This window comes from Enterobacter sp. 01-M-02-SI-ECC (assembly GCF_047530595.1).
Taxonomy (GTDB): Bacteria; Pseudomonadota; Gammaproteobacteria; order Enterobacterales; family Enterobacteriaceae; genus Enterobacter; species Enterobacter cloacae_M.
Genome location: NZ_JBLKCZ010000023.1, coordinates 41,658 through 67,868, shown reverse-complemented (window position 1 = coordinate 67,868; position 26,211 = coordinate 41,658). Strand labels below are relative to the sequence as shown.

32 protein-coding genes and 1 pseudogene are annotated in these 26,211 nt (G+C 48.2%); 16 read left to right on the top strand and 17 right to left on the bottom strand.

Going from position 1 to position 26,211, the window contains the following annotated elements; genetic code table 11:
• Positions 1-247: 247 nt before the first annotated feature.
• The 4 genes from ACMWLG_RS21395 to ACMWLG_RS21380 all read left to right on the top strand — a co-directional run bounded on the left by ACMWLG_RS21395 (position 248) and on the right by ACMWLG_RS21380 (position 5,418).
• The gene (locus ACMWLG_RS21395; RefSeq protein ID WP_000589001.1) at positions 248-1,588 is read left to right on the top strand and encodes an ISNCY family transposase; all 1,341 of its coding nucleotides are present in this window, start codon (positions 248-250) and stop codon (positions 1,586-1,588) included.
• Positions 1,589-2,008: 420 nt separating this feature from the next.
• A complete protein-coding gene (locus ACMWLG_RS21390) occupies positions 2,009-3,247 on the top strand; it encodes an IS110 family transposase (protein WP_003030308.1) in 1,239 nt (412 codons plus the stop codon).
• A 475-nt stretch (positions 3,248-3,722) separates the two neighbouring features.
• The gene (locus ACMWLG_RS21385; protein WP_001515348.1) at positions 3,723-4,295 is read left to right on the top strand and encodes a cytochrome b/b6 domain-containing protein; all 573 of its coding nucleotides are present in this window, start codon (positions 3,723-3,725) and stop codon (positions 4,293-4,295) included.
• 199 nt (positions 4,296-4,494) lie between these two features.
• Complete coding sequence (locus tag ACMWLG_RS21380) at positions 4,495-5,418, top strand: cation diffusion facilitator family transporter (protein WP_000167917.1); 924 nt, start codon at positions 4,495-4,497, stop codon at positions 5,416-5,418.
• 121 nt (positions 5,419-5,539) lie between these two features.
• Here the strand turns inward: ACMWLG_RS21380 and ACMWLG_RS21375 are convergent.
• Positions 5,540-5,656 (bottom strand): annotated as a pseudogene (locus ACMWLG_RS21375) (hypothetical protein); the annotation flags it as partial.
• A gap of 24 nt (positions 5,657-5,680) precedes the next feature.
• Between ACMWLG_RS21375 and relB the strand changes: the two are divergent.
• The 3 genes from relB to ACMWLG_RS21360 all read left to right on the top strand — a co-directional run bounded on the left by relB (position 5,681) and on the right by ACMWLG_RS21360 (position 6,436).
• Positions 5,681-5,920: a type II toxin-antitoxin system antitoxin RelB gene (relB, locus tag ACMWLG_RS21370; RefSeq protein ID WP_000534858.1), complete on the top strand. Its 240-nt coding sequence runs from the start codon at positions 5,681-5,683 to the stop codon at positions 5,918-5,920.
• Positions 5,920-6,207: a type II toxin-antitoxin system mRNA interferase RelE gene (gene relE / locus ACMWLG_RS21365; protein ID WP_000323025.1), complete on the top strand. Its 288-nt coding sequence runs from the start codon at positions 5,920-5,922 to the stop codon at positions 6,205-6,207. Before relB ends, relE begins: the two co-directional genes overlap by 1 nt.
• 70 nt (positions 6,208-6,277) lie before the next feature.
• Positions 6,278-6,436 carry a type I toxin-antitoxin system Hok family toxin gene (locus tag ACMWLG_RS21360; RefSeq protein WP_064758473.1) on the top strand — a complete coding sequence of 53 codons (159 nt, stop codon included), beginning with the start codon at positions 6,278-6,280 and terminating at the stop codon, positions 6,434-6,436.
• A 233-nt stretch (positions 6,437-6,669) separates the two neighbouring features.
• Here the strand turns inward: ACMWLG_RS21360 and ACMWLG_RS21355 are convergent, their stop codons facing one another.
• The 10 genes from ACMWLG_RS21355 to ACMWLG_RS21310 form a co-directional block, all read right to left on the bottom strand.
• Positions 6,670-6,876, bottom strand: a complete 207-nt coding sequence (locus tag ACMWLG_RS21355; RefSeq protein ID WP_044255297.1) for a hypothetical protein — start codon at positions 6,874-6,876, stop codon at positions 6,670-6,672.
• A 39-nt stretch (positions 6,877-6,915) separates the two neighbouring features.
• Positions 6,916-7,266: a hypothetical protein gene (locus ACMWLG_RS21350; protein ID WP_032610485.1), complete on the bottom strand. Its 351-nt coding sequence runs from the start codon at positions 7,264-7,266 to the stop codon at positions 6,916-6,918.
• 23 nt (positions 7,267-7,289) lie between these two features.
• Entirely contained in the window at positions 7,290-7,859 is a 570-nt protein-coding gene (locus ACMWLG_RS21345) for a hypothetical protein (protein WP_032610483.1), read from the bottom strand.
• A 44-nt stretch (positions 7,860-7,903) separates the two neighbouring features.
• Positions 7,904-8,236 (bottom strand): DUF5417 domain-containing protein, encoded by a 333-nt coding sequence (locus ACMWLG_RS21340; RefSeq protein WP_032610481.1) that lies wholly within the window; start codon positions 8,234-8,236, stop codon positions 7,904-7,906.
• A gap of 124 nt (positions 8,237-8,360) precedes the next feature.
• On the bottom strand, positions 8,361-8,609 hold the full coding sequence (locus ACMWLG_RS21335) for a hypothetical protein (RefSeq protein ID WP_050596976.1): 249 nt from the start codon (positions 8,607-8,609) through the stop codon (positions 8,361-8,363).
• A 59-nt stretch (positions 8,610-8,668) separates the two neighbouring features.
• The gene (locus ACMWLG_RS21330) at positions 8,669-9,223 is read right to left on the bottom strand and encodes a hypothetical protein (RefSeq protein WP_015063016.1); all 555 of its coding nucleotides are present in this window, start codon (positions 9,221-9,223) and stop codon (positions 8,669-8,671) included.
• A 185-nt stretch (positions 9,224-9,408) separates the two neighbouring features.
• A complete protein-coding gene (locus tag ACMWLG_RS21325) occupies positions 9,409-9,690 on the bottom strand; it encodes a hypothetical protein (RefSeq protein WP_032610524.1) in 282 nt (93 codons plus the stop codon).
• Positions 9,691-9,807: 117 nt separating this feature from the next.
• Entirely contained in the window at positions 9,808-10,224 is a 417-nt protein-coding gene (locus ACMWLG_RS21320; protein ID WP_032610480.1) for a hypothetical protein, read from the bottom strand.
• Positions 10,224-10,478: a hypothetical protein gene (locus tag ACMWLG_RS21315; RefSeq protein WP_032610479.1), complete on the bottom strand. Its 255-nt coding sequence runs from the start codon at positions 10,476-10,478 to the stop codon at positions 10,224-10,226. The genes ACMWLG_RS21320 and ACMWLG_RS21315 overlap by 1 nt, the downstream gene beginning before the upstream one ends.
• Before the next feature lie 10 nt (positions 10,479-10,488).
• Positions 10,489-10,872 (bottom strand): hypothetical protein, encoded by a 384-nt coding sequence (locus ACMWLG_RS21310; protein ID WP_050596975.1) that lies wholly within the window; start codon positions 10,870-10,872, stop codon positions 10,489-10,491.
• 1,174 nt (positions 10,873-12,046) lie between these two features.
• Between ACMWLG_RS21310 and ACMWLG_RS21305 the strand changes: the two genes are divergently transcribed.
• From ACMWLG_RS21305 to ACMWLG_RS21265, 9 genes are all read left to right on the top strand, one after another.
• Positions 12,047-13,252, top strand: coding sequence for a DNA-binding protein (locus ACMWLG_RS21305; protein WP_032610476.1), 1,206 nt, complete (start codon positions 12,047-12,049; stop codon positions 13,250-13,252).
• 64 nt (positions 13,253-13,316) lie between these two features.
• Positions 13,317-13,598: a hypothetical protein gene (locus ACMWLG_RS21300; RefSeq protein ID WP_032610475.1), complete on the top strand. Its 282-nt coding sequence runs from the start codon at positions 13,317-13,319 to the stop codon at positions 13,596-13,598.
• A 378-nt stretch (positions 13,599-13,976) separates the two neighbouring features.
• Entirely contained in the window at positions 13,977-14,273 is a 297-nt protein-coding gene (locus tag ACMWLG_RS21295; RefSeq protein WP_032610474.1) for a hypothetical protein, read from the top strand.
• 49 nt (positions 14,274-14,322) lie between these two features.
• Entirely contained in the window at positions 14,323-14,760 is a 438-nt protein-coding gene (locus ACMWLG_RS21290) for a hypothetical protein (RefSeq protein ID WP_015063013.1), read from the top strand.
• 81 nt (positions 14,761-14,841) lie between these two features.
• Positions 14,842-15,387, top strand: a complete 546-nt coding sequence (locus ACMWLG_RS21285) for a hypothetical protein (RefSeq protein WP_032610473.1) — start codon at positions 14,842-14,844, stop codon at positions 15,385-15,387.
• Between the two features lie 45 nt (positions 15,388-15,432).
• Positions 15,433-15,669: a DUF905 family protein gene (locus tag ACMWLG_RS21280; protein ID WP_032610472.1), complete on the top strand. Its 237-nt coding sequence runs from the start codon at positions 15,433-15,435 to the stop codon at positions 15,667-15,669.
• A 537-nt stretch (positions 15,670-16,206) separates the two neighbouring features.
• On the top strand, positions 16,207-16,347 hold the full coding sequence (locus ACMWLG_RS21275; protein WP_154591402.1) for a hypothetical protein: 141 nt from the start codon (positions 16,207-16,209) through the stop codon (positions 16,345-16,347).
• Positions 16,348-16,613: 266 nt separating this feature from the next.
• Positions 16,614-16,928 (top strand): hypothetical protein, encoded by a 315-nt coding sequence (locus tag ACMWLG_RS21270; RefSeq protein WP_015063011.1) that lies wholly within the window; start codon positions 16,614-16,616, stop codon positions 16,926-16,928.
• Between the two features lie 87 nt (positions 16,929-17,015).
• Positions 17,016-17,375, top strand: a complete 360-nt coding sequence (locus tag ACMWLG_RS21265; RefSeq protein WP_015063010.1) for a hypothetical protein — start codon at positions 17,016-17,018, stop codon at positions 17,373-17,375.
• A gap of 32 nt (positions 17,376-17,407) precedes the next feature.
• Here the strand turns inward: ACMWLG_RS21265 and ACMWLG_RS21260 are convergent, their stop codons facing one another.
• From ACMWLG_RS21260 to mobH, 6 genes are read right to left on the bottom strand one after another with little or no spacing between them, the layout of a single operon-like run.
• A complete protein-coding gene (locus ACMWLG_RS21260; RefSeq protein WP_015063009.1) occupies positions 17,408-18,136 on the bottom strand; it encodes a nuclease-related domain-containing protein in 729 nt (242 codons plus the stop codon).
• A 1-nt stretch (position 18,137) separates the two neighbouring features.
• Positions 18,138-19,319 (bottom strand): S49 family peptidase, encoded by a 1,182-nt coding sequence (locus ACMWLG_RS21255; RefSeq protein ID WP_032610470.1) that lies wholly within the window; start codon positions 19,317-19,319, stop codon positions 18,138-18,140.
• A 12-nt stretch (positions 19,320-19,331) separates the two neighbouring features.
• Entirely contained in the window at positions 19,332-19,994 is a 663-nt protein-coding gene (locus tag ACMWLG_RS21250; RefSeq protein ID WP_015063007.1) for a DUF4400 domain-containing protein, read from the bottom strand.
• Entirely contained in the window at positions 19,981-21,084 is a 1,104-nt protein-coding gene (locus ACMWLG_RS21245; RefSeq protein ID WP_015063006.1) for a hypothetical protein, read from the bottom strand. Before ACMWLG_RS21245 ends, ACMWLG_RS21250 begins: the two co-directional genes overlap by 14 nt.
• Entirely contained in the window at positions 21,084-23,168 is a 2,085-nt protein-coding gene (traD, locus tag ACMWLG_RS21240) for a conjugative transfer system coupling protein TraD (RefSeq protein WP_015063005.1), read from the bottom strand. Before traD ends, ACMWLG_RS21245 begins: the two co-directional genes overlap by 1 nt.
• A complete protein-coding gene (gene mobH, locus ACMWLG_RS21235; RefSeq protein WP_414763027.1) occupies positions 23,168-26,203 on the bottom strand; it encodes a MobH family relaxase in 3,036 nt (1,011 codons plus the stop codon). Before mobH ends, traD begins: the two co-directional genes overlap by 1 nt.
• Positions 26,204-26,211 lie beyond the last annotated feature (8 nt).

Below are 26,211 nucleotides of genomic sequence, written 5' to 3'. Positions count from 1 at the left end.
AGAATTAGCCTGAAATTAAAAGGTCTGAGTCCAATTGAATATCGAACCCAGACCTATGTGCCTCGTGTTTAACTGTCCAACTTTTTGGGGTCAGTACAAACCCGAGGCCCCTGATGCTAGTCACATTAAAGGTTAGCCTCTTACCTGCAAAAATGCAAGGAGAAGAAGCCATGTGTTAACACCAAGCTGTAATGTCCCCTTTGAACCATTCTAAAATGTCCCCAGACAATTCTCTGGGGGATTTTTCATGATCAAAGAGACTGTTACGATGAGTCATAAGGAACTCGACCGACTTCACATTATTCAGGAGTCACTTAATCGCCATATTACTCAGGAACAAGCTGCGGCACGCATTGGCATTTCTATTCGGCAGGTTAAACGTCTGGTGCAACGGTATAGAAATGAAGGGCCTTCTGGTCTAGTTTCCCGCCGACGTGGAAAGCGTCCCAATAATTCCTTTTCTACCGAATTCAGAGCAACAGTAATTTCACTCCTCAAAGGCCGCTACGCTGATTTTGGACCTACGCTTGCGTGCGAAAAATTGCGCGAGATACACGGCTTGTGTTTATCCATTGAAACTCTCAGGAAGTGGATGGTAGAGGAGGGCATATGGCGCGAACGTCGTCGTAAGTTTGCCCGAATTTATCAGCGCCGGATGCGGCGCCCATCCTACGGTGAACTCATCCAGATTGATGGCTCGCCTCATGACTGGTTTGAAGGTCGGGGCCCCAAATGCACACTGATAGTCTTTATCGATGATGCTACCAGCGCTCTGATGGCGCTACGATTCGCTCCTGCAGAAACAACCCGGGCTTACATGGAAACCCTCCGGGGTTACCTTAATGATCATGGCGTACCACTGGCTCTCTATTCTGACAGACACAGTATATTCAGAGTAAATAACCCGGAGCGGGAAGGAGAGTTGACTCAGTTCACACGTGCGATAAAGACACTGGGCATCGAGCCAATCCATGCCAACAGCCCGCAGGCAAAAGGGCGGGTAGAGCGTGCCAATCAGACACTGCAGGACAGGCTGGTCAAAGAAATGCGGCTTCAGGGTATCAGTGATATTGAAACAGCAAACGCATGGTTGCCGACCTTTATTGAAGCCTATAACAACCGGTTTGCTACGCCGCCTCGTATTGCTGATAACGCCCATCTTGATGTACACCATTCTGAAGAGGAACTGGGTTATATCTTCAGCCTCCAGGCGAAGCGCGTTCTCTCCAAAAATCTCACTTTCCAGTACAAAAGCAGTGCGTTTCAGATTCGCAGTGAAGGCCGGGGATATCGACTTCGGCATTCGGTTGTCACGGTATGCGAAAGCTTTAACGGTGAAATTAAGGTTCTGTATGATGGGAAAGCGTTGGGATGGGAAAAATATGTTGATGGCCCGGAGCCTATACCACTGGATGATGAAAAAAGTGTCCATGAACGTGTGGATAATGCCCGTTTTGATTTACGCTCAAAATTCTACGTAAAACCTAAAGCTGACCATCCTTGGCTCACGCGCCGCACGCAAAGTAATCAGCAAGTGAAGCCCCCTAAATTACCCAGAAAGAAGGCTGATCCCGATAAAATGGACTGAAACCAGGCGTTATTCAGTTGAGTGCATATCCAGTCATAGGATAGATTCTTACGTAGCGTTTCTGGCGTGCATTTTCGGGTGGTTTGTTACTGTTTTTAACGGGGACACGTCAGAAACGCGCTCAGGCCGTCTGAGCGGTACGCGTAATGCGGCGTTATGGTAAATAGCCTATGCTAATGTCCGCTAAGAGCGAGATATAGTCATTCGCACCCTGAGAATTACACTTTAAGTGATTCAGGGTATGCGCTTACTGGTTACGAATATTGAGCGAGAATCACGTGATGATCGCCGCTTTTCTTTCGAGCCAGTGGGTGCTCCACGTTCGCTAACGAATACTCAGGGCATGCAGATAAACTGCTGGCTATATTTCTTTCGAAGAGCGTGGAATGCATACCAATCCCCGATAAAAAGGAGTTGGTGATGACTGCGACTAATCAATTTGCTGCGCACGTTGGTCTGGACTGGGCAGATAAAAAGCACGATGTCTGTGTTCAGTTTAAAAACGGTGAACGCACATTCCATGTGATTGAACATACGCCGGAAGCACTTGATGTCTGGCTTACCGAGTTACACCAGAAGGTAAAAGGCAGGATCGCTATCGCCGTTGAGCTGAAGAAAGGTCCCGTGGTGTATGCTCTTCAGAAATATCCATTTATCACCGTTTTCCCCGTCCACGCTTTGTCCCTGGCTCGTTACCGGCAGGCCTTCTCGCCCAGCGGCGCTAAAGATGACCCGCAGGATGCCGAGCTGGCATTAGAGTTAATGCTGCGTTATCCCCAAAAGATAAAAGCCATTGAACCCGACAATGCGGATATCCGGTTACTCCAGCAACTGGTTGAGCAGCGCCGTCAGCTGGTTGAAGATAAACGCCGTTTTGTGAACCGGATAATCAACACACTTAAACAGTATTATCCTCAGCCACTGGAGTGGTTCTCACATCGGGGTAGCTTACTATTGTGTGAGCTGATTATCCGGTGGCCCAGTCTGCAACAACTGAAACGAGCGAGGCGCGACACGATCCGCAACTTTCTGAATGCCAAAGGTGGCCGCGCAATGGCTCTTACCGAGCAACGTGTTGCGAGTATTGATAACGCGATCCCATTGACTACAGACCCGAGCGTTATAGAGGCTAATGCTTTGATGGCAACAGCACTGGCGACACAAATTAAAGTCGTGAGTGAAATCATCAAAACCTATGACGAACGAATCGAAGCGTTGTTTGACACATTGCCAGATGCGGAGCTGTTCAAATCACTTCCGGGCATGGGGCCGTGTATGGGCCCACGAATGCTTGCTGCACTTGGTGATAACCGTGACCGGTTTAACAGCGCTGAAGAAATTCAAAACTACGCAGGTATTGCACCGGTGACAGAACGAAGTGGCCAGAAATCCTGGGTTCACTGGCGATGGCAGTGTGCCAAGTTCGTCAGGCAAACCTTTGTTGAATGGGCTGCCAAGACGGTTAATTCATCATACTGGGCCAGACTGTATTATCAGGGCCTCAGAGAGAAGGGCAAATCTCATCAGTCTGCGATCCGGGCACTGGCGTTCAAATGGATAAGGATCATTTACCGCTGCTGGAAGGCCAGAACCCAGTACGATGAAGCAAAATATTTGCTGGCTCTCGAAGCGCGCCACTCGCCCTTACTGAAGCCATAAAAAGCTTGTCGAATGTCTCAGGGCGTGAAGCGGACATTGCAGACTGCCCAGTAGAAAAAGTGCTATCAGAATTATCTAAAGGAAGATCGTATTTACCATGTCTCATTCTAACTGTTTAATAAATTACAAAAATTAAAATTTCCATTTAATATCATCGCGTTAAGCAAGAGAATTAAACCTCTCATTTAATTTATGATTCTTATTTAATTCATGAGTTGGTGTAAAAATAGGTTGCCGCACTATAGAAAGACACATATTTAAACCCAGCAGGAAATCATATTTGAAAGTAATGTGTTTAAGGGGCTGCGTAACAAGAACAGCAAGTAAACACATAGTAATAACAGTTACCATTCCCATTTCGCAAGTGGCCATATCAGAGGTGAACTAATGCCTGCTGCAATTTTAAGAATTAAGGTTATCCTAATAATTCTTTTGTATGATTAAGATCATCGATAAATTTACTAAGGACTCATTAATGAAATTGCGACTCTGGAATCTATTACCCCATGATTACGCTCCTTTTTTTCGTATTCTTCACATCATTGTGGCATTTCTAATATTATCACAAATTATTAACTCTAATCTGACAGAGACCGAAGCAATTGGTGAACATAGTCTTGAAGGAGTTATAACCTGGATGCACATTATTTCAGGGTTAGGACTGATTATTTGTGGTTTTATTATGTTAAGTTGGATGCTTACTCAAAGAGGTTTTACTTATTATTTTTCATGGGTAGGGCTTGACTTTAGTGGTATTAAGCAAGATATAAAAACGTTGACTAGTTTCCGACTGCCCGATGCACATTCGGGAGGTATTGCCAGTACAATCCAAGGATTTGGAGTTCTAGCATTGCTAATTGTAGCACTTTCAGGTGGCCTATGGTTCTTGTTGAATACCATGCAGTCAAATCTGGCTGAAACAGTAATCCACTGGCATAAGTTCTTTACTACTTTCATTGAGGTCTATTTTTATGCACATGGTGCAATGGGAGTTTTGCATATTTTAATTGAAAAATATAAAAGCCGCTCAGTTAACCTAAGTGACTAATCTGTTGTGAGATAATATTACTTCAAGTTGAAGAAAACCCTAAAAATAAAATTTAGTTTACTAGAAGATGAAACAGCACTTGCAGAGACTTTTTAATTAAATTTAATAAAAACGAAAAAATATTCATGGCGAAATGATTGTTTAATTATCTATCATGGATAGAAATGTGAGTTAGTCGTCCTATTTTAGGAAGTTAATAATGACTAAAACAAAAGGGTTACCTCGTCCGCTGACGCACTACGCTTGGCTTTCCATTGCCACGGCTATTGCCACTATCGGACTCAAAGGTGTGGCGTGGAAAATGACCGGTTCGGTCGGTCTGCTATCTGATGCCATCGAATCCGTAGTTAACCTCGCAGGAGCCCTAATGGCGCTCTGGATGCTGACCTTGGCTGCGCTTCCGGCCGATGAGAACCATGCATATGGGCACGGCAAAGCCGAATATTTCTCGAGTGCTTTCGAAGGATTTCTGATCCTATTGGCGGCAGCCAGTATCGCCTATACCGCAGTTGAGCGGATGTTAACTCCACAGCCGCTTGAGGAGATTGGTCTCGGATTACTGGTTTCAACAGTCGCATCAATCCTTAATTTTGTGACGGCTCGCATTTTGTTAAGGGCTGGCAGGCAGCACAACTCTATCACTCTTGAGGCAGATGCTCATCACCTGCTGACCGATGTCTGGACGTCGGTCGGTGTCATTTTTGGTGTCGGACTGGTTTATCTGACCGGCTGGTTTTGGGTCGATCCGATCGTTGCATTGCTGGTCGCAGCCAACATCGTTTGGACTGGTTATCAGCTTATGAGTCGTTCAGCTGCAGGTCTGATGGACGTATCGCTACCCACGGAAGAACTCAAAAAAATCGAGTCACTGCTGGCAGGATATCGTGAACAGGGGCTTGATTTCCATGCACTACGTACACGCCAGGCTGGCGGGCGGGCGTTTATGACAATGCACATCCTAGTTCCTGGGCGATGGACTGTTCAATATGGGCACGACTGGGCCGAGCGTATAGAGAATGATATCCGCACCGCACTGCCTTTTATCCATATCACCACTCATGTGGAACCGTTGGAAGATCCCGCGTCAATGAACGACCAAACGCTCGACATTTCTGATCACTAAACTAACCACATGTCGCTGGTCGGGCAGGGTAACAAACCTCGCTCTACAAAAATTTCAGGTATTCTCTATAATTCTGAGGGTACTTGATGTGACCTGCGCCCAATTGTTGGGCACGCAATATTTTTAAAAAGTCCGCTTCTGGCACAAAGCGGACAGTGATCACCGTTCTTACGACTACTTTCTGACTTACTTCGTGACTTGCCCTAAGCATGTTGTAGTGCGATACTTGTAATGACATTTGTAATTACAAGGGGTGTAAGACATGGGTAGCATTAACCTACGTATTGACGATGAACTTAAAGCGCGTTCTTACGCCGCGCTTGAAAAAATGGGCGTAACTCCTTCTGAAGCGCTTCGTCTCATGCTCGAGTATATCGCTGACAATGAACGCTTGCCGTTCAAACAGACACTCCTGAGTGATGAAGATGCTGAACTTGTGGAGATAGTGAAAGAACGACTTCGTAATCCTAAGCCAGTACGTGTGACGCTGGATGAACTCTGATGGCGTATTTTCTGGATTTTGACGAGCGGGCACTAAAGGAATGGCGAAAGCTGGGCTCGACGGTACGTGAACAGTTGAAAAAGAAGCTGGTTGAAGTACTTGAGTCACCCCGGATTGAAGCAAACAAGCTCCGTGGTATGCCTGATTGTTACAAGATTAAGCTCCGGTCTTCAGGCTATCGCCTTGTATACCAGGTTATAGACGAGAAAGTTGTCGTTTTCGTGATTTCTGTTGGGAAAAGAGAACGCTCGGAAGTATATAGCGAGGCGGTCAAACGCATTCTCTGAACCAAAGCATGACATCTCTGTTTCGCACCGATGGTGACACTTCTGCTTTGCGTTGACAGGAGAAGAAGCCATGAAACTGCCGAACCAACCCGTTGTTTTGTGCGTATTGATAGTATGTCTTACGCTGTTGATATTCACCTGGCTTACGCGCAATTCGCTCTGCGAACTGCGGCTGAAAGACTGTACGCGGGAAGTGTCGGCTGTGATGGACTACGAATCCGGTAAGTAGCTGAAAGAGGGGGGGTAACCCCCCTCGATTCAGATGTGGCCAGCAAGCCAATAGCACCTTTAGAAAAGGGTTTCTCCGGTCGGGGAAACCCTTTTTTCCTTCCGTTCGGTGGCAGACCGCCACTCAATTACCCAAGGCATTCAACAGTCTCAGTGGAATACCGTCGGATTAAAATTCTCCCCAGAACGGCTGCGGCTCGCACTGGGTACCTCCTCCTGCGTCCTGTTTAATTCTCAACGCCTCAATTTTTCGAGGACCCGCCGCAATTTCCGAACCTGGCTGGTCGTGGAGAGAGTACTGGTTTGTGGATGACATGCACTGGTCTTCTCATTGGGCTGTAGCTCATAGGACATAGCCAGTGCGGTCAGTGCTTCTTCAGCATCCAGCAGAGCTTTAATGGCCGTCTGGCGCATCTCTGCACGGCGTTCAATTATGGTCATGTTTGTCCTTGCTGCATCCGGTAAAATGACGCCGGGTATTCAGTCTTTCACGTTTTTCAGAATGGCCTGGCGGCAGGCATTCCAGATCGTCTGGGCATTCGCATCGCAGTCCACGAACCCGCCGCATTCCTGATAGATGACCTGGTAGACGCTGTCTGGGATCTTCTCCGGTACAACCGGGGAAAAGATGCTGACGGATGCCTTTCCTTCGGCGGCGTCACAGACGGCGTCCAGATGATTCGCCATCCATTCGGTTAAATTCAGATCCTCCTGAATTGCCTGCGCCTTATAGCGTTCTTTTCTTGTTACAGTGGCACGCATCTGAATTTGTACGCTCGCAGGCTCTTCGCCCTTCATCGCATTCTGAAGTGCAGATTTGGGCTGTTTCATCTTCGTTTTCATTTTCAATCGCACTATTTGGAAAGCGGCTTGTCTTCAGTGGGCTGAACCGGGGCTGTCTCCCCCGGCGTAACCAGCACACCAGCTTCACTCAGCACATGTCTCCACTGCTCATCCCGGTAGGCCGTTGCGGCGTCGGCAGAATCAAAGCATTGGTCGCAGGGCGGACAATTTACGGTAACCAGGCTCACTACCGGCTTAACGTAGTACGCTCTTCCCCGTGGATAATCTTTTCCACAAGGGGCATAGAGCTCCTCGTCCCCACCAACACGGCGGAGGTGGAATTCTGGTTGCTGGCTGGCCTGCTCGGACAGCTTCACGGATGCCGTCTGCCAAGCTGCGATAGCCCGGGTCATGTCGCTTTCATGCCTGGCAAGATCTGCATCCCGGCGAGCCAGTAGGTGCGCGATAATATTGGCTTCATCGTAATTGATGACCGCCATTAGTTGACGGGTCGCTTCATCCCAGTCCTGTACTGCGGAGCCATCCAGTGGATTAGCGAGGTGCGCCTGGTATGTCGTACGGTAATTTGCGGCAGCACCTTCCAGCTGGTGCAGTTTTTCATCCGATAGTTGTTCGGTCATTGCACAGTTCCTTTTAGATGCAGGCTCAACGCTTGCATTAAAATTCATGCCGTCTGTTTGGCTGCGGCTTTACGCTGGGCGGCGATATGGGCGGCAATCTGCTTTTTGAGGCGCTTATAGTCAGCCCTGAAGCGTGCCACGTCATCGATCTCAATCATGTACCCGCAGCTGTAACCGGCATGCCCAAACGCATCGTCATCTTCGTAGTTTGGACAGTGATCGCTTTCCCAACCCGCTGCATCCAGCAATTCATCAATAGCGACGAGGTGTGCCCTGGGCGCATTCTCAATGATGAAGTAGAGCGAGCGACCCCAGAAGTGGCTGCGGGTACCTTCGATAACAGCAGTGTCGTTCGTGGTCTGGCGGGAAAGTTTCATTGGATACTCCTTTGCCCGGAGCCGCCGGGGCGGGGGTGTGATGTTCACACCTTGTGTTTGCAGTATGCGGTCCTTTTCAGGCAACCGGGAAAGTAACTTTTCGCTGCTGCTGGTGGACTGTCGCCTATTGCTCGCCAGCCTTTTTCTTTAGATAGTTTACGTCTGACTCATCACATACCTGATCCATATGACGCTGAATCCATGCCGAGATAGTCAGGCCATTACGCTTCGCCTCACGGACATAGCGTGATTTTTTCTCCGGGGTCATACGCATCTGGACCAGTGCCGTTGCTTTGTCGGCCTCATCTTTTTTCGCGTTATCGTTGCCCTTCATATGGATCGCGTTAACGTGCTTTTCATTGTTATCGGTCATAGTGTTCTCGGTCAAACAGAGCCGCGTAGTGCGGCTCCCAGGGGGAGAGTGCAGCCGTGTCATGTCGCTGTTGAAACCGTCGGGTCAGGGGCCAGTCCTGTGGCGAGGTTTACGGAAACGTTCTGCACGTTAGAATGAATTGTCTGGTCAGGCTGTTGGTCTGTATTATGGACGACGGTGTCTGATGGATTGTCAGCCATTCGAACAAGATCACCGGCCATAACTTCGTGCCGATGATCAAGCATGACTACGCCAGTCCGTGCCTGGGCACGGGGTGTGCCGTTAGCGCTGCGGATGAATGCACTTCGAAATCCCGTCACGGTACGAACAGTACCCTTGTCCAGGACCCGCTGGCCCGACTCCAGAGTCTCAGCTGCGGCCGCATGAAATTCCGCCACGGCAGCAGCAAACCACTTTTCGAAACGGGGAGCAATGGTCTTCACGGCAAGCGAGGTACAGGAATAGACCTGTTCAACCTGCTTAGAACCGTTTTTATCGGTAAAGGCGATAATGCCGATTCGGCCACAGTTAACGGTGTAGAAGGTTGGTCTGAAGCCGTTGGTGAGGAGTGATTTAACAGCTGAGAAGAAAGCGGATTTAAGCATCGGTTTCATGGGGTTATCCTGTATGCCCGGAAACGCCGGGGCGTGCGGCCAGAGTGCCGCTGTGTGATTAAATATACAGAATCAGAGTTGTTTTGTCAATACAAAACAACGGGTGCTTTTTCCACCTGATAGCTGTATTTATTTTTTAAATCAGACTGTTAAAGTTGTAATGCGCAGTGCAGCAGCGGGCTGAGTCAGCCCACCGAGATCACCGCCGTTGTGGCTAACTCCTGCCCACGCCCGGTCAGCCGTACGCGATAGAAACAGCTCTGTTCTAACCCACTTTTCAGAGTGAACTCAATCAGGCCCAGCCGGAAGAGGGGCGGCAGACTGGGGGCATTAACCGGAAAATATCCCAGCGTACTGAGGCAATCTGGACGCTGCTCCATCCCTTTCTTTCCGTTGCCCTGCATCAGGTAGCGGGTTCCGGTATTCAGCCGACGCAGAGTATAAATTTGGGCGTTAGTCAGCGTCATGATCATCGCCCTCTTCAGTGGAAGAGCTGACCGGCTGTTTCCAGCCGCAGTGACAGTCCTGTAGCGTTCCATCCCCCCCTTCAAGGTACGCCAGGCACTCGGGGCAATACAGCTTCATTACCACGGGACCACCTCGACATGTTCACCCAGCCAGGCCAGCTTCTCGCGAAGCAGTTCGGCGGCATTCATCTGGTCTTCGGCCCAGAATGGAGCGAGTCCCATAAATTCGCACCAGTACGCCAGACCGGATTTTCCGTCGTCCCGGTAAGTCCAGACCGCCTGGCCGTGACCCACGCCGGAGTCGACGGTTACATACAGCCCGGGCATGCATTCACAGGGCTCCTCGCAGTCGCAGGTGCCACTCTGGACCACGCGTACTCGTCTCAGCTTCACTGCGGTACGCAGGCGCAGGAGCTCCTCCAGCGCATCAGCGTCGAATTTCGTCGTGCTGACAAGGGTGTTTGCACTGGTTTTACGCAGCGCCTGAATACGGGTGCGAAGCGCATCGTTGCTGATAGTAGCCTTAATCATCATTATTCCCCCATCTCACCCAGCTGCTTGCGGATTGAAACGCTTTCCGCACGGAGTTCATCTTGTTTTGCCAGCAGGAAACGTTTTACAAGCGCCATCGCGTCCAGAAATTCAGTGGGCTCACATTCAACCCGTTCGCACACGCTCTGAACGGCTTCCGTCACCAGCGGCATTACGTCCAGCGCTGTCTGCATTTCCGAAATCACAGAGGAGTTGCCTGCGTAACGGGTTGCCAGTGACAGAGTCTCTTTGCTCATGGATCGCTCCTTATGCCGAGACCGGACGGACAAACAAGTCATGCGCCCCATCTGCCAGCGGCTCGCAGTAATCACCGAAACCGTCTGGCACAATGCTGCCATCGGCCACGATGCAGGAAGCCACCGGTTTCTGTGCCCGGTACGCTGCCAGTTCGGCTGCGTCGACTTTCGCGCCATCGGTCAGGTCAAAATGCAGATCGTCATACGCAGAGCCGTTCAGCTCTTCTTCCAGACTGATAGCCGCATTCAAGGTAGCCAGCGCATCAGCGACGTCACGTGAGTTGATTTTTGCGTCGCGCAGCTCTAGCTCAAAGGCCAGTTGCAGGCGGCGTACAGCGACGATGTGGGACTTATGCTGGGACAGACGAATGAGGGTGTCGATATCGTGGGTCATGATGCTTACCTTATGCCCGGAAACGCCGGGGCGTTGGTGCGGATGCCGCGCCATGGGATTACTATGATCTTCTGAACTTCTATTGTCAATACAATAGAAAACAACGTTTTGAGGATTTTTTATACAGGACGGATGCTGCGGTAAATTCAGTTGCACACAGTCATTAGCCCCTGCATTTACAGAAGATGGAGGCGGTTTAATCCAGGAGCTGACATCTTGATATGGACGCCAGCCGTCACAGCATGATTCTGCCCGGGGACACCGCGCCGAGTGTGACCTCCCGCAGACGGAAGAAGAGCGGGGGAGAATGTGCCCCTTCTCCCTGCGGTGGTCGCTGGGTTCAATATAGGATTGAAATTCCCCGCTTATCGACCAGATGTGGCATGCGAACAGGGTAGAATACTATTCCGGATTCACGAATTATCAGCGCCAGCCGGTGACCCGCTGACGTACCCGCTGCAACCTGTGCCGAAGGTGTCGACATGATTAAAAAGGAATGTATGAAAGAACGTACACAATCCCCGGGTGAGTCGTTTGCTCACGCTGAGTTTATGGAGAAAGTCTTTACCAACTTACGGATGTTTTGTGACGCCGAATACCGACGGTTAGCCACAGGTGAGAAAGAAACCCAACAGTCGCAACCGGAAAAGACCATACATTCGCATTATCTCGTGTAAGACCCATGCCGCCGTATCCTTTCCCGATGGCCGGGCAGATTTAGCCTGGCCCGATTTTAATTCCCTCATTCTACCTGCCCCGCGTTGAGATGTTCGACAGTGATCCCGGTTATTCTTTTATAGCGATAGATAGATTGCCATTCCATATTTTGGAAAAGTAACTTTAGATGCCTTGTGACGCCGCAGTTCCCCTCTTACTCATCTTCCCTTCAGCGCATGTAACACCTTTCATGCTGACGGTTCTGCATTATTGTGGGTTCTTGCAGACGGAAAAGTAACTTTTTCGATAAATTCCGGCTTTTTGGTACCCGATTTCACACTAAAGTTAAATTTGGCCTCCTTAGCGAAAAATTAAAACGGACGGATCACGTACTATTACCACGGGAAAAAAAGTTACTTTTTTTTTCGCCTCAGGTTATTAGGAAATGAATCGAACCTGGTATTGTTGTGTTGTAGCGAACAACCACCCTAAACGAAAATTTAAAAGGAAGGCCACAATGTCCACTATCGAAAATGATGTAAAAACCGCTAACAACGATATCAGCCTGCGCACTTACCTGGAGCGTTCCGGTAACGGCGCACGCAAAAGCAATGGTCTGGTCATCAACCCGGCAGTGGTCGAAGAGGAAGAAGGTTTTAACACCCGTACCGCTGGCATGGGAGAAAGCTACTACTCCTTACCCCACGTGGTAGCCCACCTGAACAGTCTTAAAGAGTCCTATAAGTCTGAGCCTTTAAGCGTACCAGCTATCGTCGTGCAGGTTCTGAATGGTCGTCCTGTTCTGCGTCAGGGGGCATGTCGTATCCGCGCCGCCGCTATGGCAAACATCGAGCTGGCAGAGGAAGGGCGTGAACTGATTTCGTTAATTCGCTGCGAGGAGTTTCGCGGTAGCCGCGCCAGTGCCGAACAGTTTACGCTGGACGGTAACTCTAATCTGGCTCTGTCTGTCGTGGCTGAGGCGCTCTCCATCAAACGGATGGTCGAAGATGCTGAAGAACCTAAAACGTTCGCAGAACTGGCCAAGCGTCGCGGTAAAACAGAACAGCACCTGCGTCAGATGGTTCGCGTCCTGGACCTGCCTGAAGCCCTCCAGGTTATGCTGGTGACAGGGGAAGTGAGCATGTATGTCGCGCTGGATGAATATCTCTACAGCGGCGATAAGGCCGTGAATAATATCACCAAAGCCATCGACGTCTATGGCAAGGCTACGGCCAAAACCCTTAAATTCGTCAAAGCTGGCAACATTGATGCAGCCATGCAGCCGAAAGCGCCGGTCGTGCAGGAAACGAACGCAAACACCCCTGAAACCACCGTGACGGAACAAACATCCGTCGAAGGTACTACGGATGAGACCACCCCGCCGCAGCTGGTGGACGGGAATGTTGGGACCAACCCGGAGCCAACTCCGGAAAACACCCCGGAGCCGAAGGCGAAAGATCCGATCAAAACGCCAGAGCCTAAAACTGTATCGGTCTCCAGCGTACTCAACAAAAAGACCGTGACGACGATTGCGGACACGGCAATCCCGCTTTTTTCGCGTATTGCGGAAGAAGCAGAACAACGTGCCGCTAAGAACCTCAGCGACGATACGTACACCTTAGTGCTGACCAATGATGAGATGAATGCCATCTGTGAAGCCCACGGCAATCTCACGCAGTACCTGCGTAAGCATGCCGAAAAGCAGCAACAGGGCCAGGCATGATTTTCTGACCGACCCTCCACCCGGTAGGGTCGGTTACCACCACAGGTCAAGGAGAAACAGGGTAATGAAGAATATCGCGATCAACGTCAGCACGAAGGCACCATTGCAGACAGTTAAGGACCCTGTGACCCGGGTCAGCATTCAGTGTACGGCGAAGGATGAGAAGGGCGAAGACGTGGAAGTGAATATTCTCGATCTGGAGCAGCACCACACCACCAACGAAATTAAAGTGACTTTTGGCGGCTCCCCCTCCCAGGCGCTGACCATGCTCAGCCGGGTGATGGACGTGCTGCAACAGCAGGCGGACGCAGAGCTGCAACTGAATTCTTACGCTCGTTTGCAGTAAACGTAAAAGGTGAATGATCCGTTTTAATAAGTACCTGCAAACCCCATGGATACCGATTTGACGAATGGCACACCCATTTATAAATCTTAACCGCCACTGAACAGGCAATAAACAGAGTTATTGTGAACTTACATCCGAGGGAAAATAGGTGGCTACCAGCTTTTAGGATGGTGATATTCAAATAACTGCAAAATTACGAATTAGCAAGCGTATTGTAGGGAATACATAATGGTAGAATAAGATATGGTTTTAATAATTTACAACGCTTAAATCCACATTCGTCCATATTTAATATTTATGGGAATTTAAAAATATATTCAGTGTAGGTTATTAGCTAGCAGGTCGAATTTTATATAATACCAAAAAACAGGAGGTATTATGAAAACCAGTCTGGCTTACGCATCTAATTGTTCCGACGCTCTCTATTCCTTTATTTACAAGGCACTGCAACAACGCTCAGGTGCCGAAAATGAAAGTCTCTATCAGCAGGCTATTTCAGCGTGCCGTACTCCGAAGCAAAAAAAGAAAATGGCCGGTTACTACGCCGGTCCGTGGCAGATGCTGTTTAACGCCTGGTGTTACAACCGCCTACCCAACATTGCCGTACTGCCCGTGTTGGCACAGCAGTGCTTATCCTTTTTGCAGTGCGAAGAACTGATCGCCGACTGGCACTAATCACATTATGTCCTGCTGGTGGATGCTGGCAGGTCTGGAGTACCTTTAAATGTACAGATATGACAGGAACCGGCAGTCGTTCAACCTGGTCAATGCGCTTCAGCCGGTCTATCGCAACAACGGTGGCGGTTTGTTTGAGTTCGACCGCAGGAAGCAACATGAAACGGCTGATCTCATCTTCGAGGCACTGACGTTTTCCCAGGCGCCCGAACTGGAGCTGGCGAAATTTGTCCGTCTTAAATCTGTGCGCCGAATTGCACAGTTTGACGACGGTGAAGTGCGCTATGGCGTTCACGTTGAACTGGCCGACGCTGTTGATAATAATTCCTTCAGAATTTTCAAAGATGATAATACAGGTGGATTTGATTTTTATTTATTTTCTACTTCAAATAATGAAGCAGAGCTTGTCCGCTTTAATCTGGATGTCTGTGGTATTCATTTACAGGACATTTTTGAACGGTCAACCGGCTTGTGTCTGTCGTACTGAATTATTTATTAAATATTTCACTTCAGGTTATTAGCCACGAAACCGGTTGTGGAATAATAATAAAAAACGACGAGGTGAAATATGAAAAATCTTAATATTCAGATTAACGACATCGCAGCAATTAACACACTTGGTGGATCAATGCTGGCGGATATCATCGCCACCCAATATAAAGTAATTGGTGATAACAAAGACACTGCGGAAATGCCTATGCCGTGTATTGCTTACGGGCAGACCCCTGCAAATATCGACCCAGGCGTCTTCATCAACCGTGTGTACTGCTTGGACAGTCAATCGCTAAGTGCCAGCCTGCGTTACGAGCTGTTTAACGGACTTGCGAACCAGGCGTTTACCTTCTTCTGCCAGTCGGGCTGGTACGGTGCATTCCGGGTGGTGTCTTTCCGTGATAACGGACCTGCCGGACTCCTTAATATCGGCATTGTCCATGAGAAGGTGTTAAACGAATTTTGCGCCGATTTTCCCCGGGCTAATGTCAGCGAAACCGGCTTTAACTGCGGCATGACATTTGACCAGATCCGGATGTTTATTTCAGACCGGGCCTATCAGATGCCGCTCTACAACAACCAAGATCACTTCGTTAAACTCGCGAAACGCCTTGTGGCCTGACACCCAGTGCCAGGCTCAGGCCTGGCCATTATGAAGGAAATGCCCATGAGCGGATTTTTCAGCAACGAATCACCGTTATCACTGGCTCAAGCCCGCGCCGTTGCCGCCGGTTACCAGAACGTCTTTATCGAAAACCTCCAGCCAGCAGGCCATTTCCAGATTGCCATCCGTAATCATCGCGACCACGATCGCCAGCTGATCTGGCGTAACTGGAATTATGAACCCGATGCCTATGATGCGCTCAATAGCCACCTGCAAAGCCACGGACTGAAGGCCAGCTGATCAGCACAAGAACCCGGTAACTCCGGGTTTCTTTTTATGGACTCAGCTGTCAGTGCTGGCAAACGGGGAAGGGAGTCTGGGTCTGCCCGGGGCCCACAGCTGGTGGTATAAGTCTGACCCGCATGCAGATGGTTTCGCCCGGTGCCGAGATGGCGCCGGGGAACTGAAAAGGTATCTTGCATCCGGAAAGAAATCGTCGTGACCTCCCGACCTGCGTGTAGATATGCCTGGCGGATGCCTGCGGTGTGTCGTCTGTAACTGAACTGAGCCATCTTAATTCGCGATCGAGAGAAAAGGGACGTGCTAGCAAAAATTAAGCGCGAGGGACTTTGATATAAATACTCAGACAATTAACGATGACTCACAGGATTTCACTGGTGCTTATGATTCTCCATATTGTTTTAACCCTCTATGTGGTTGTATGTCTTTTCTGCTGTCTATTTTTGAGAGCCCGTAATAAAAAGGCACTTTGCCATTCCCAGACCGAAGGGCGTCGGTATACGCAGGATAGTAAGAGAGGGGGGATTGCCGACGGAAATGGTTCCTTCTTTACCCCCGATACCTCAGGCGGTGATGGTGGATGTGGGGGTGGTGGTGACGCTGGTGGCGGATGTGGGGGTGGTGGTGATTGATGCTGTTCGCAGGCGTCCGCTGGTGGGGAGCTATCGACATTGGTAATTTTGACGGTTTTTTTCGTAAAGGTTGCGGCCGTGGGCTCTGGCTGGTGGGGCGTGAAGTCAGAGAATCTAAATTAAATCCGTCGTGCAGAAAAGTACCTTTTCTGAATCTGTCAGACGCATCCGGAAAGAAAATATCTCTCGGGGCAGCAAAGGCACGCCGGAGGTGATTTGCAGATTCAAGCGGGAAAGTCTATTTTTCATGCACCGAACCTATTTGGGCTGGGACGGAACCTGGTATAATGGACACATACAAAGGAGGGCATTATGAATACTTTTCTTTACGTACTGGTAGGCTGGATTGTCGTGCTGTATCTGGTTAATAAAGTGCGCGAAAAACGCAGCAAAGCGAAAGCGGTTAAAATCCTGGTGAAACGCAATGGCGTTTATCAAGAAGTGGATGCCGTAATGTTGCCCAAATACCAAGGCAGCGATGTGAGTACAGTTAAGACAGGCAATGAATCAGCCTCGCAATGGTTGAATAAAGAGGATGATATTACTGAACCGGAGTACTACAGTGGCGCTTCATTATTGAAGGCAACGAGAGATTTTGAAGCTCAACAAATGGAACAAAAATTCTAGCTACACTAGCCAGTTTTCACGACTAGGAACTGTTAGTTGAACCCTATTCATTCAGATTTAATAGGGTTGGACGGGAGGAGTTTAATAATGACAACGGCCAACGTAACCACCACTACTATCTACCGCTCCGATGATATTGTGCCTTTTCGTCGGCCACAGGGCGTTCTGGATAATCGTTATATGCCGCAGGCTTATGCTCTGGTACGGAACTGGGCCAGCAAACCAGCGGAGTACGGTTCTGGTGTTCTGGCAACCTACAGACAGGCGGTAGTTAATCTTGCGTATCAGGTTAAAGGGACTCGTGTGATTTTAATTCTGGTTCCCATTGAATGTGAGCCGGTTGGCGTAATCATGACTGACACAGTCTTATGGCCGTCGCTACCCATTGGGGAGGTCATGCAAATTATGCAGGAAGCATGGCAAAATATTCCGGTGTTGAATCCATAAAAAAGCCCCGCATAAATTAGCAGGGCTTTTTTTTACTTTGTCGAACCGAATATTTTACCCGGTAGATTCCGAAGAAAGCGCAAAAGGTTATAGGTAATACGCTGCTCCAATCGCATAGTTGTTTTGTATCTGGTGGTAACGTTGTGGATATGGTCCAGATCAGTATAAAGGCCAGGAGGCTTTCTCTTTAACTTCAGCTCCCCACGGATATAACTTACTGCCTCAGGCTTGAATACAGTTAACTGGCGCCGCTCAGTGACTTTCCGAACAAAATCACCCATACCCATGCAAAGCCAGTCTGGCTTCTCACCTTCAAACTTGCAGGGCCCGTTAATGATGACAACATTGATACACTCCAGTTCGCTGGCGCGTAATGTAGACTGAATGGCCTTGATGTGACCGTAGTTTTGCCTGAACGGGTTTTGTAACTTTAGTGTCCCTGACGATTTCCATTTTCGCCAGTGGCTTTCATCCAGCTTCCCATAGAGCTTTCCAGCATAGTTCTTCTGCTCGATGACGTAGAGCCCATGAGAGGCGATAAGGACGTGATCAATCTGCGTGGTGCCAGTGGCACTAACCGGCAGAGTTAAATCGCTCAGAAGGCCTTCTGCATCATCAGGAAGGTACGCTTCAATTTGCTTGGCCGTCCTGCGTTCAGCAATGGCTGACGATACGAATCCCATCAAGCAATAAAGCACAATGAGTACCAGGGCAATAATACTTATTGCTATCACCCGCCACGCCATCAGGATCACGTCCATCTTATTTCACCGTCGGATAGCTGGTGGCCTGAACAGAATCAAGTAACCGGGAGGTTGTGCCCGCCAGCGTTTCGATGTTGGTTGACAGGCTCATTAACATACCGAGCGCGGAGCGAAGCGATCGTTGCGGCTCGTTGTACGTTTTGAATGTAGTGGTCGAATACATTTGAGACAGACGCGAACGGACCTCGACTGGTGTCAGGTCACCGTCGATGAGACCGTACTGGATTGCTTGCTGCGTTGTCCATACCCGGCCGGAATACAGAGCGACAGCATTTGCCTCCGGGCGGCTAATTAGTTTGTTACCCCGGCCTTGCTCAACGTCCGAAATAAATTTTTCATGCATGGAATCCAGGATTTGCTTCTGCATAAAATCCCGGGTGGCCTCGGAAAGCGGATGATAAGGGTCGAGTGCAGCTTTAAATTCCCCTGCTGTGAGCGGCTCATTTTTAACACCGACCGTATCCATGACGCGGGACAGGTTCCAGTGATCCATTCGTATGCCGATCGAGCCGGTCAGAGCGCTGCTATCTGCATAAATGGCGTCAGCAGGGGACACGGCGTAGTAGCACGCTGAAGCACAAATGCCTTTGACGCTAACGATAATAGGCTTATAGCTGGTTTCCATATCGGCAATGAAACGGCCACTCCCGGCGGAGAGGACCTCCAGGGTATTGCGTTTCGATTGTTCGGCATTGATATCGTCCTGCGAGCGTGAAGCACTGGTATCACCCGTATTACGGGTCTTGCTTGCGGATTCCGCATGTGAAATACGTTCAATCTTCTGCTGGTGGCTTCGAAGTGCATTAATCTGGCGATAAATAATAATCGCGTCTGAAGGTCCGCCACCACCTGACTCCGCCTCGATAATGACAGCTTTGGCATGCGGGTTGTTGTACGCTTTTGCCAGTGCTGCGGCTATCACAGAACCGTCACCGGCCTCTGACCCGGTGCCCATTTCTCCCGATATGCGCACGACGGCAATATGATCCATTCGTCCTTCTGATTCCTGATACTTATCGTAAATATTAAAGGCCGAAACCCCTGCTGCTGCTAATGCCAGAAGGGAAATAACCACTTTTGAGGTGGTATGGATTCGGAACATCTTATAAAAACGGTCAGCGTTCTCATCAAGCGATTCTTTGATATTGGCAGGTGACTTCTTATTTTTACGGTTAAACATCTGACCACCTTATTACATAAGTTTTTGAAAGTTAGACCACAAGCGGTTGAGTGCAATTCCCAATATCAGCAATGCGACAGGGGGGAACAGTTGAGCGATATTGTTAAAAAGAGACATATTAGGCATTGAGAGGTAAACAAAGGTTAATGCACCAATTATCCAGAAGGCTCTGAACCAGATCCTGTAAAACTGAACGGTTACATTACCGAAAACGTAACGTTTTAATTTCCATTGATACATGCCGTCAGCGAGCATAGCAATTAAGTAAGGTGAAAACACAATCAGCCAGCCGAGTATCAGATTCCAGCGGAAAATGGACTGATAAATGAGCAAGGGGAGATTCTTTGCCACAGTGTAGTTTACCGATGACATCTTCTCTGCAACGTAATTCAGCCCACGCGCAGGTTTCGTCGTTTCCGGGATCAGTATCGTATTCAGATATTCGATCAGCTTATAGTCATTAATCAGAGTCGACAAAGTAGCTTCACTATTTGCAATAACCGACAACCACCGGTCATTAGAAATGAGGCTACGACTGGCGTTCACCTCCTGAGTGATTTGTTGCTTTAGATCGTCAGTATTCTGGAAGCCCAGACTATAAATAAGATAAAGCATCATCCCTAAAAAAAGCAGTCCTCTGATGAATACTGCCCGTGCAGAATTATCCGCAGCCATTTGCGTCCCTCCACTCCCTGAATAAGTCTAATCGGTCGCCATGGTCACGGTAGTGGCTTCGCCAGATTGTTGGCACACCCAGCAACCAGTGGTATTGCTGCGGGATTATGTGGTTGATCAGGCTGAACTCAGCCAGTTCCTTATGCTCCGGACTTTTCCAATGAATTTGACCGGGTTCAGGAACATAGACACAGGCTTTTTCCTTTGCAGCCTGACGGCTAAACTCAACAAAATTAATCCCCCAGGGCGTCCAGTGTCGGTATCTCCCGGTGATCCCTGTATTAAATACCGGGAGCGTTAGCATGGTGTCTGCGTAGGTTGAGATGACCTTTTTGCACACACAAGGGCTATCAATTTGCTCCCGGTCGAGGTGTGTTAATAGTGCCCGGTCCATAATGTGGTTGAACATATTGGCATACAGCCCGGTCGGGTCGGGCAGGCGGTCAATCGCCGAGATTAGTTTAAATTTGATACGAGAGAGAAACGCCGAGTCTTCTATGGTAAGAATGTGACTTAATGTGGTTTCAGGGTGAATGAGTGGCTTATTGCGTTGTACTTGTTTAAACGTGACGCTGTCAGGCAGCGTAATAAACGCCGATGCAGCACTCGTAAAATTGACAAAATAGGGAAGTAAATAACTCCCCAGCATTTTTGAATTTTTATCAACAAGGCGGCGGCGCTCTTCAGAATTGTCGAATGTAATGCGAAAACCAATAAATTTTCGCTGTCCGTCTTCGCTCGTAAGAAGAGACTGAACCCATTCATCACAAGGTCCCTGAGCTACGGACCAGTAACTTGTTTCATGGTCACCGTATTCATTGCTGGTGGACAGTTCCCCTTGGAGCAGAAAAAGCTCGGAAAGGATAATAGCCAGCGCTGATAAAGACTCAGCATCGTTGTCATGGCAAAATTGCCCCACAGATTTCAAAGCACCTTTTTCAATCCCTGCCAGACGGTCACGAACATCCTGCGAATCGGCAAACTTCAGGCCTAATGACTGCATACGCCGTTTAACAAGCGAACGGCTTTTACTGACTTTCAGAGATGAACTGAAAATTTGATTTTGTGTCAGAGTAATTTGCTCGTCCATCAATGCAATTTCCTTAGATGTTTATTTAAATAGTCTAAACCCACATTCTGACGCAAAGTTACTTTTCCGGCTGGTTTCAGGAACATCTCCAATAATGTTGTATTGGGTCTCATCGAGTTTTCACTTACGGCAATCGGGATCTGCCCGACGACTTTACGACCATCCTGAAGTCTGGCCACAATATGAAATTTTGGAACCTGGCCTAAAAGCTCTTTCGGAATACTTTCTTCCAGCGTTGTTTGCTTTCTTTCTGATATCGAACCAGAGAAGTTATTATGCGGCAAAGTGGTTTCTGATCCTGTCGTATACGTGACCATATTTGTACTAATTGGACTTTTACCAAAGTTTTCTACAACCAGCGTTTGCGTTGGGGTGTCGTTTACCCGCAGGCTAATGTAATTGTTACACAGACCCGTAATACGATTTGCAGTCTCAACGTTTGCTGCTGCAATAAAATCGGAAATGGTTTGCGTGCAAATAAACAATGCAATTTGTGCGGCACGACCCTGAGCGAGTAAGTTTATCATTGAATTGTTGATTGCGGAGTGTGCTTCGTCGACGAAAATACTGATCCTTGAATGTGAGGACATATCACCATCATCAGAGTTATAGCGACTACCCGCGCAGGACGTCAGGTCTGACATTATCAACTGCGAAATAGCCCGGGCGGATTCCGGGTTGGAAAGACCATCGAGCGAGATATAGAGAACACCTCCGGTACTGAATATTCCATCTGAAGTGACTATTTCACGCGAAGTGAGTGAATTAGGTGACGGCGAAAGCAATTCATTCAGTGGTTGTTCGGTCAGACGACTGAACAGCGGCATAATACCCGCTGTCATTTTTGACATGTGCTCAGGATCAGACAAAGAATAATCTACTAACCGGCCGACGGTATCAATCCAATCAATGGGCTCGGCACCTTCATAATTCAAGAAGTGGGCAGAAAACCATTCAACAAGGCGCTTAAAGCGGACTTGTAGAGTATCATTCGAAGAATATTTCACCTTTTCCATCCATACATCGGGCCCGTAGTGCCGTGCATAACAGCATTCCAGAACTTTTACGGTGAGGTTCAGGATTGCCATGTGGCTTTTCATGTTTTTATGAATGAGATATATCGACGGTTTTTTATCCGTGTAAGACAGACCGGTGATCACAGTTGAAACGAGAGCCTCGGCATATTGTACGAATGGGTTAACTTCCCCGGGAACCGAAACCAGACTAAGAAGGCGTGAGGTGAGGTCCGAAACATTGGTATAAGCGTTGCAGACATCAATACACACTGAAGAAGAAGGCTGGGCAGGGTGAAACTTATAAAATGGCAACCCAAGTTCCGCCGCTTCATCCATAAGTGACTGCCGCCAATCTGCGTCGTTCTTTGGATCAATAACCACAATGACGTGGCCTAAATGCAGCATACTGATGCTCAATAACCGCTGAAGGACTGTTTTACCGGTACCGACGTTTCCGGTAATGAGGGTATGGCCGAACCAGTTATCTTCGGTAACAAAAATTGGCGCCCGTTTATCAACAGCAAAAATGGCGTTACTGCCACCCATGGATCTGGCCATCGCCTCAAAATGCCGCGCTATGGGGTTTAGGGCAAATGGCAGGGCTATCTCTCTTTTATCGCTTGAGAGATTGGCAATTTGATACGCGCGATCTGCATGCTCGGGACCCCATTCAAAGCCGTTACAGAAGTAGGTTTTTCTGTCCGGTACCTGACGGTTGGATTTTTTATACTCTTGTACCAGCTGGCGGTACTTTCGCTCGTTAGAGAAAAAGTTACTTTTGTTGATCGACCTGAGCGATTTAAGGCTAATAAACATAATCTGGCGCTGAAACACGCGCCAGTGCGCCATCAAATAAGGGTATGCCGTTTTACAGCGGTACAAACAAACCAAAAGCATGAAGGCAGCGGTATACAAAATGATGGGGGCAATATTCAACCCATCTGATCGAAACCCCATAAACAGCATTATTATGGCGCAAATTAAAAGTACTGAGGCACTTCTGTACTCCAATATCGGCCTGTAAAAGTTTTCCTGGGCGTGCAGGTTGGTCCTTTTTGATTTTGCCATTATAGATTCCCTACATCTTTAAGTGTGTTAATGATTAACTCAATATCGACCTTTGCCCGGTCGGATGCGGCTACCAGAGTTGGCATGTTGAATGCGAAACATTTTGTATTGACTATGGCGCCGGAGGTGACCTGGTATTGAGGAAGCTGGTTAAAAAGCTCAGGCGCATTTAACTGCGTCCCGTATTTTTCAACACATGACTGGGTCAGAAAAAAGGTGTTCTGGGTCAAAACCATGAATCGGTTTTTCCGCTTTCTTTTAAACGACCCAGATAACTTAGTCAGAATGTGGTGAAGCATTGTGGCAATTTCGACGTATTCAAGTTCTGTAACTTCACCGCCACTTAGCAGGGTAAAATCTTCCAGTGTCTCCTTTTCTTCTGCACCAGGTTGGTCAACGGCAATAGGAGCCTGAACTGTGGCAGAGTTGGATCGATTAAAGGCTTCTTTCACTGGAGTCGTGACCGGCGGATTTTCATGCTTCTTCTCTGCTTGAGTGTTTACCGCAAACAGACGAGCCAGGGCCGGAGATAGATGGTTCGCTTTCTCCCCGGCGGGTTCCGATTTTATAGGGTCCTGTGATGACACAGGACTTGTTAAAATTACTTCTTTCCCGGTTGTATTGGGAGCTGGTGGCTCTCTGGTATCCTCAGGATCATTCAATTTACCGGGCGCAACGACCTGGTCTGTTTCATCATGGAATTCGGCGACATCGCTATTTTTCGCCTCAGGCTGGGGGGGTTCAACCACAGAGTTGTCGGCGACTATAAAGTCAGAATATGCCTCACTATCGCTATCTAGGGTTTCTTCCAGCAGGTGGCCATATTGCTCATACTCAGAAGCAGTGACGGTCTCCGGTTCGGAGTGGGCGTTAATCTGTTCAGCTACCGAATTGGCCTCTACAGCCTGGGGGGTATTCAGTCGCGCCGGAGGGAGATCAAGCGGTGTTTGTGGGGGCGAAACCGCTTCGTTTAATGATGGACTTTCAGGGATATCCAACGGCTGGTACATTGACGTATCAAAAAGCGACTTCAGCGTAGAAGTGGTTCGGGGTTCCGAGGTGCTCACCTGAATACCAGCACAGTTATCCCCCAGTTGTATCAGGCGTAGATTGTTTACGTCACGGACTATCCACATACCATCCAGTGATCCATCACGGTACGTCAGCTGGAAAAAGGGCCCATCACAAAATGCCGCCTCATCAATACCAGGGATTAACGCAATAGCAGCATCGAGATTAAGGTAAGGTACGGAATCAATATTAATGACTGCGTTGTGGGGCAGTGGGGCGCTCAGAAGCATTTCATGCAGCTGCTCGACCAGACGCATCTGACTCTGCTCTTCATGTTCCTCTACCCGTTCCTTTTCATCCAAGCCGCCTGTTCCGGCTGTATCTGTTGGCGTAGTAACCTGCGGATCAATAATATCGGTTGCTTTATCCGTGCCAGCCGCCTCCACACTTTCTGTGATGGCTTCAGTATTTTCACTGCTTTTACCGTTGACACTGTCGGCATCAGGGCCGTTCACGAGTTTGAGTCCGTATTGTGGAGTATCTTCAATGGCGTCGCTTACGGTGTCCGTTACTCTGGTAACAGACTCACGACCCGGGACCGGCCTTCTGTATTCTGTTACAGTTTTCTGTTCATCAATATAGATGAAATCTTTATTTGCATTAACGCTGAAGAGGCCCGGAACAGAATCCGGGATTTTATATGAGTCAAAAATTAACCCGATCCAGCGAAGTTTCAGGAGATTATAAAATTCCAGCTTACCGATACCGTTTCGGAAGATGCTGGCTATTTCATTTTCCGAGTATGTCCCGGGAATAAAATAATGAACCACACGCTCATCATCGTAAGGCTCAACATAACCCCGTTGAACCAGCGACTCTACTAGTACAGTTTTACCTGCATCCCCCTGTGGGAAGTTGAACTTGTGGGCCGCAAAATCACTAAGTACAAAGTCGAGGAAGGCGTTTTCATTGAGGTAAACTTCACCGTTTACAATAATGATGTGCATGGGTTTGGATTTATAGTTATTAATATTAATACTGGTGAAGTTATGCTTAATGGTACCTATTGCTCTTGCCGCAGCATCATTCGACCGCAGACCCATTATCGGGTTCCTCAATACATTAAGGTCAGTTCCCGTTGAATAATAATCTGAGGTTCTTACACATTTGGACAGAAAGTCATTGCCATCGTTATAGACATTCAGTGCCGTAACCATTTTTGCATAGACGCGCTCCTTTTTGACACGGTCGAGGAATGACATACAGACCGGATCTAATATTCTCTCAAGGAAAACGCTTGACCATATATTATGTTGGTTATGAATGCGTTTTCGCCAATGTATTTCATATTCGACAACATTGTTTTCACGTGCCCAGTCAAGCAGGCTTTGCGAGCTTGGCGCCCATGTTAAAGTTTCATTCAGATTCAGACTTACTATATCGAGGTCATATACCTTTCCGGCATCATGCACAAGGCCACAGATAAAAGCGGCATAGAGATATACTTTTCGGCGAATGACTTCTTCATCCTGATACCCAATTGGGCGCAATTCAGAATGATTGGCATTTTTTAAAGAAATCATTGCAACTTCCAGGCTATGTGACAACAATCCGCCAATACCATTATGGTGGTGGTTTTCTGAAGCAGGAAGTAAATGAATCCAACGGATGTATTCAATCAATGGTTTTAAAACCAGATTGGTGAAGGTAAAGGCATCCTCACGGATGTCTCCATCACTTATTGCCAGCATCATAGAGATTGAGTGCAGTTTATCTCTGTAAAGAGAAAGAATAGACTGCTCATTAAACGTTTGTATCCCAGCTGGCCGAGTTGGGTACTCAATGAATTTCAGGACTTCAAGATTCGGGTGATCCGGTACAGTGTATTTCTGATCCCCTATAATCTGAGCAAATGGTGAAAGACTCGAAACATCCTTCATCATTAACTCAGCCACATCATTCTCCCTACTGGAGAAGATGCCTAAAACTCTTTGTATACTTAGGAATAGCGCCCTGAAATTCATCAAATAAT

Excerpts from the sequence above, each read along its gene's own strand:
- ACMWLG_RS21330 (WP_015063016.1), bottom strand. The coding sequence starts at position 9,223 with ATGAAACCGATGCTTAAATCCGCTTTCTTCTCAGCTGTTAAATCACTC.
- relB (WP_000534858.1), top strand. The coding sequence starts at position 5,681 with ATGGGTAGCATTAACCTACGTATTGACGATGAACTTAAAGCGCGTTCT.
- ACMWLG_RS21360 (WP_064758473.1), top strand. The coding sequence starts at position 6,278 with ATGAAACTGCCGAACCAACCCGTTGTTTTGTGCGTATTGATAGTATGT.
- ACMWLG_RS21250 (WP_015063007.1), bottom strand. The coding sequence starts at position 19,994 with ATGGCTGCGGATAATTCTGCACGGGCAGTATTCATCAGAGGACTGCTT.
- ACMWLG_RS21260 (WP_015063009.1), bottom strand. The coding sequence starts at position 18,136 with ATGGACGTGATCCTGATGGCGTGGCGGGTGATAGCAATAAGTATTATT.
- ACMWLG_RS21270 (WP_015063011.1), top strand. The coding sequence starts at position 16,614 with ATGAATACTTTTCTTTACGTACTGGTAGGCTGGATTGTCGTGCTGTAT.
- ACMWLG_RS21350 (WP_032610485.1), bottom strand. The coding sequence starts at position 7,266 with ATGAAACAGCCCAAATCTGCACTTCAGAATGCGATGAAGGGCGAAGAG.
- ACMWLG_RS21390 (WP_003030308.1), top strand. The coding sequence starts at position 2,009 with ATGACTGCGACTAATCAATTTGCTGCGCACGTTGGTCTGGACTGGGCA.
- mobH (WP_414763027.1), bottom strand. The coding sequence starts at position 26,203 with ATGAATTTCAGGGCGCTATTCCTAAGTATACAAAGAGTTTTAGGCATC.
- relE (WP_000323025.1), top strand. The coding sequence starts at position 5,920 with ATGGCGTATTTTCTGGATTTTGACGAGCGGGCACTAAAGGAATGGCGA.
- ACMWLG_RS21305 (WP_032610476.1), top strand. The coding sequence starts at position 12,047 with ATGTCCACTATCGAAAATGATGTAAAAACCGCTAACAACGATATCAGC.
- ACMWLG_RS21315 (WP_032610479.1), bottom strand. The coding sequence starts at position 10,478 with ATGAGCAAAGAGACTCTGTCACTGGCAACCCGTTACGCAGGCAACTCC.
- ACMWLG_RS21380 (WP_000167917.1), top strand. The coding sequence starts at position 4,495 with ATGACTAAAACAAAAGGGTTACCTCGTCCGCTGACGCACTACGCTTGG.
- ACMWLG_RS21320 (WP_032610480.1), bottom strand. The coding sequence starts at position 10,224 with ATGATGATTAAGGCTACTATCAGCAACGATGCGCTTCGCACCCGTATT.
- ACMWLG_RS21275 (WP_154591402.1), top strand. The coding sequence starts at position 16,207 with ATGGTTCCTTCTTTACCCCCGATACCTCAGGCGGTGATGGTGGATGTG.
- ACMWLG_RS21290 (WP_015063013.1), top strand. The coding sequence starts at position 14,323 with ATGTACAGATATGACAGGAACCGGCAGTCGTTCAACCTGGTCAATGCG.
- ACMWLG_RS21385 (WP_001515348.1), top strand. The coding sequence starts at position 3,723 with ATGAAATTGCGACTCTGGAATCTATTACCCCATGATTACGCTCCTTTT.
- ACMWLG_RS21280 (WP_032610472.1), top strand. The coding sequence starts at position 15,433 with ATGAGCGGATTTTTCAGCAACGAATCACCGTTATCACTGGCTCAAGCC.
- ACMWLG_RS21355 (WP_044255297.1), bottom strand. The coding sequence starts at position 6,876 with ATGACCATAATTGAACGCCGTGCAGAGATGCGCCAGACGGCCATTAAA.
- ACMWLG_RS21285 (WP_032610473.1), top strand. The coding sequence starts at position 14,842 with ATGAAAAATCTTAATATTCAGATTAACGACATCGCAGCAATTAACACA.
- ACMWLG_RS21310 (WP_050596975.1), bottom strand. The coding sequence starts at position 10,872 with ATGACCCACGATATCGACACCCTCATTCGTCTGTCCCAGCATAAGTCC.
- ACMWLG_RS21325 (WP_032610524.1), bottom strand. The coding sequence starts at position 9,690 with ATGACGCTGACTAACGCCCAAATTTATACTCTGCGTCGGCTGAATACC.
- ACMWLG_RS21340 (WP_032610481.1), bottom strand. The coding sequence starts at position 8,236 with ATGAAACTTTCCCGCCAGACCACGAACGACACTGCTGTTATCGAAGGT.
- ACMWLG_RS21335 (WP_050596976.1), bottom strand. The coding sequence starts at position 8,609 with ATGACCGATAACAATGAAAAGCACGTTAACGCGATCCATATGAAGGGC.
- traD (WP_015063005.1), bottom strand. The coding sequence starts at position 23,168 with ATGGCAAAATCAAAAAGGACCAACCTGCACGCCCAGGAAAACTTTTAC.
- ACMWLG_RS21255 (WP_032610470.1), bottom strand. The coding sequence starts at position 19,319 with ATGTTTAACCGTAAAAATAAGAAGTCACCTGCCAATATCAAAGAATCG.
- ACMWLG_RS21395 (WP_000589001.1), top strand. The coding sequence starts at position 248 with ATGATCAAAGAGACTGTTACGATGAGTCATAAGGAACTCGACCGACTT.
- ACMWLG_RS21295 (WP_032610474.1), top strand. The coding sequence starts at position 13,977 with ATGAAAACCAGTCTGGCTTACGCATCTAATTGTTCCGACGCTCTCTAT.
- ACMWLG_RS21300 (WP_032610475.1), top strand. The coding sequence starts at position 13,317 with ATGAAGAATATCGCGATCAACGTCAGCACGAAGGCACCATTGCAGACA.
- ACMWLG_RS21265 (WP_015063010.1), top strand. The coding sequence starts at position 17,016 with ATGACAACGGCCAACGTAACCACCACTACTATCTACCGCTCCGATGAT.
- ACMWLG_RS21345 (WP_032610483.1), bottom strand. The coding sequence starts at position 7,859 with ATGACCGAACAACTATCGGATGAAAAACTGCACCAGCTGGAAGGTGCT.
- ACMWLG_RS21245 (WP_015063006.1), bottom strand. The coding sequence starts at position 21,084 with ATGGACGAGCAAATTACTCTGACACAAAATCAAATTTTCAGTTCATCT.